Genomic DNA, 2,682 nt, shown 5'->3' with positions numbered 1-2,682 from the left:
CTTGCGGAACTGGAGCTGGACGGACTGGCTGCTGAAGACGCCGTACGTGCCGCGCTCCCAGTCGGCGCGGGTCAGCTTGCCGGTGACGGTGAGGATCTTGCCCTTCTTCACCGGCTCCGGGGCGGCGTCGGTGGTGAGCTTGGTGGCGCGGCGGATCGGCAGAGTACCGAGGTCGCTCTGCCGCTTCTCGGCGCGGGTCTTATTGTCCTGGGCGATGCCGCCCTGCTTCCAGGTGCCGGCGTCCGAGTTCCAGAGTTCGTCGGCGGGGATGGTGATCGTGGCCGAGCAGTTCACGGTGGTCGTGTCGACCGTGGTGCAGGTGCCCGGGGCGTCGCTGCCGACCAGGGTGTCGGGGTCCGCCGCCGAGGTCCCGCGGTAGAGCAGCGGGCCGGTGTCGACGTTCGCCATGGAGACCGTGGTGGGGTGCGTGACGGTGTACGTCGCCGAGACCCTGACCGTCGAGCCGGCGCCGATGGAGAGCGCCTTGCCGCTGTTGATCTTCACGTTGGAGAAGGTGACGTTCGGGGCGACGGGCGCCGCGTGGGCGGCGGGCACGGCGAAGGCGGAGAGGGCCAGGGCGCCGGTGACGGCGGCCACGGTGGCTCGAATGCGCATGTGCGTTCCCTAGGAGGGAGAAGTGATCGTGGAGTCGGTCGACTCGGGCGATCAGATCCGCGGGGCACGCGAAGGGTTGTACGGCAAGGGTGCTTCCCGGCCAGAATTGGCAGGGGCATTACCTGCACATGACATAAGTGAGAAGAAACGTTCCGGCCCCGGGATGGACGCACCCCCGGGGGCCGGACCGGTGCCGCCTACTTCACGTCGACGAAGTCACCCGCGGCGCTGACCGCCGCCGTGGTCGTGGTGCCCGCGAAGGAGAAGCGGTAGTAGCCGTCGGCCGTGGCCTTGGCCGTCGTCTTCAGGCTGCCCGCGGAGTTCGTCCTGACGGTCTTCAGCGTGGTGTAGGCGCTGGAGCCCTTCTTGCGGAACTGGAGCTTCACGGGCTGGCCGCTGTAGCCGTGGTACTTGTGGTCCTGCCAGTCGGCCCGGGTGAGCCTGCCCGTGACGGTGAGGGTCCTGCCCTTCTTCACCGGCTCCGGGGCCGCATTGGCCGTGAGCACGGCGTTGCGCCGGACCAGGGTGGAGCCCAGGCCGAACTGGAGGGACATCCTGTCGCTGTCCACGTCCCACGCGAGGGCGGCGCCGTGCCAGGTGCCGGCCTGGGAGTTGCGCAGCTTCACGTCGACCCCGGTCTCGCGCGGGTCGATGTCGATCCGGCCCTTGCAGGTGGCCGTGGTGGCCGAGGTCTCCACACAGGTGGCCGGGGCCTCGCCGCCCTGGATGTTCACGGGGTCCTCGGCGCGGCCCCGGTAGATCATCGGGCCGGTGAGGAAGGCGGGGTCGGTGATGTCGACGTCGGCGCCGTGGGTCAGCTTGTAGGTGACCACGGGGGAGACCCTGGCGCCCGTGCCGACCTTGATCGCCTTGCTGATGCGGAAACCGGAGAAGGACACGTTCAGGTCGCCGACGGGCGCCGCGGTCGCGGTGCGGGCCGACCTGCCCGGGGCGTGCTGGGCCAGGGCCTCGGCGACGTGTGCCCGGTAGGACGAACCGCCGTCCGCCGCGTGGGCGGCCGGCAGTGCGAGCGCGGAGAGGGCCACGGCGCCGGAGACGGCGGCCACGGTGGCACGAAGATGCATGTGGTGTCTGTCCTCTTGACTGGTGGGGTGTGGTTGCGGCGGGCCGTCTAGCGCACGTCGACCAGGTCGCCGGCGGCGTTGACCGCGGAAGCGGTGGAGTTGCCCGCGAAGACGAAGCGGTAGTAACCGTCGACCGACGCCGTGGTGGTGGTCTTCAGGTTGCCCCTGGCGTCCGCCTTGACGGTCTTCAGCGTGGTGTAGGCGCCGGCGGTCTTCTTGCGGAACTGGAGCTGCACGGACCGCGAGCCGTAGCCGCCGTACTTCAGCGTCTCCCAGTCGGCGCGGGTCAGCTTGCCGGTGACGGTGAGGGTCCTGCCCTTCTTCACCGGCTCCGGGGCCGCGTCGGCGGTGAGCTTGGAGGTGCGCTGGAAGGAGAAGGCGGCGGCCTTCTCCTTCCACACGTAGTTGCCGTCCTTGGCGTCGATCCAGGCACTCACGTACCAGGTACCGGCGCTCGCGTCGCTGAGGTAGTCCGTCCGGGGGTCGATCTTCACCGAGGCGGTGCAGGTGGAGGTGGTCGCGTCGACCTTGGCGCACACCGGCTTGCCGGTCATGGCGAACCCGTCCGCCGGGCCGTAGAGGTCGAACATGTCGGCGCCCGCGATGCCCGAGTCGTCGGTGGCGGTCACGCTGACCTTGACGGTCACCGCGCCGGAGGTGCCGACGGACACCTTGTTGTCACCGTCCACGACCACCTTGGTGATCCTGACGTCACCGTCGGCGCCGTCGGCCTGCGCGGCCGGTACGGCGAGAGCGGTCAGAGCCAGAGCGCCGCCCACGGCGGCGACAGAGGCACGGATACGCATAGTTCGTCCCCACGTTCGAGATCCGGGAGCCGGACGGCTCCGCAGATGTGACGTGGAGACATGGTGAAAGGTTGTACTACTCGGAGGAATTCGGCGGAGGAGCCGTGTGCCGGGCCGTACGGTCACCGACTCCCTCCGCCGCCCGTGGCGCACGCCCGCGGGCACCGCTCGTGCCG

3 protein-coding genes are annotated in these 2,682 nt (G+C 69.9%); all 3 read right to left on the bottom strand.

Features of this window, described 5'->3' with window-relative positions:
- A partial coding sequence (locus GT045_RS36950; protein WP_161336887.1) for a hypothetical protein occupies positions 1-615 on the bottom strand: 615 nt, incomplete at its 3' end.
- A gap of 197 nt (positions 616-812) precedes the next feature.
- Positions 813-1,700: a hypothetical protein gene (locus GT045_RS36945; RefSeq protein ID WP_161287653.1), complete on the bottom strand. Its 888-nt coding sequence runs from the start codon at positions 1,698-1,700 to the stop codon at positions 813-815.
- A 47-nt stretch (positions 1,701-1,747) separates the two neighbouring features.
- Positions 1,748-2,506, bottom strand: a complete 759-nt coding sequence (locus GT045_RS36940; protein WP_161287652.1) for a calcium-binding protein — start codon at positions 2,504-2,506, stop codon at positions 1,748-1,750.
- Positions 2,507-2,682 lie beyond the last annotated feature (176 nt).

The sequence above is a fragment of the Streptomyces sp. SID486 genome, from assembly GCF_009865385.1.
Classification (GTDB): domain Bacteria; phylum Actinomycetota; class Actinomycetes; order Streptomycetales; family Streptomycetaceae; genus Streptomyces.
The sequence above is the reverse complement of the archived record's forward strand: the minus strand, read 5'-3'. Positions and strand labels throughout refer to the sequence as shown.

What these genes read in the sequence shown, in the direction of transcription:
- GT045_RS36945 (WP_161287653.1), bottom strand. Translation starts at nt 1,700, where the DNA reads ATGCATCTTCGTGCCACCGTGGCCGCCGTCTCCGGCGCCGTGGCCCTC.
- GT045_RS36940 (WP_161287652.1), bottom strand. Translation starts at nt 2,506, where the DNA reads ATGCGTATCCGTGCCTCTGTCGCCGCCGTGGGCGGCGCTCTGGCTCTG.